The sequence below is a fragment of the Klebsiella sp. 1SOBk5mer genome (assembly GCF_046603115.1).
GTDB lineage: Bacteria > Pseudomonadota > Gammaproteobacteria > Enterobacterales > Enterobacteriaceae > Klebsiella > Klebsiella quasipneumoniae.
Window position 1 is genome coordinate 1 of sequence record NZ_JBKIUU010000053.1, and the last position, 213, is coordinate 213.

At 51.6% G+C, this 213-nt stretch carries 1 rRNA gene; it reads left to right on the forward strand.

Annotated elements, in window-relative coordinates:
- Positions 1-76, forward strand: a 23S ribosomal RNA gene (locus tag ACLH1U_RS25295); the annotation flags it as partial.
- Positions 77-213 lie beyond the last annotated feature (137 nt).

Below are 213 nucleotides of genomic sequence, written 5' to 3' on the forward strand. Positions count from 1 at the left end.
ACGTTGATAGGCCGGGTGTGTAAGCGCAGCGATGCGTTGAGCTAACCGGTACTAATGAACCGTGAGGCTTAACCTTACAACGCCGAAGATGTTTTGGCGGATTTGAGAGAATTTTCAGCTTCGATACAGATTAATCGATGCGTCCGCAGGACGTGTTGATAAAACAGAATTTGCCTGGCGGCACTAGCGCGGTGGTCCCACCTGACCCCATGC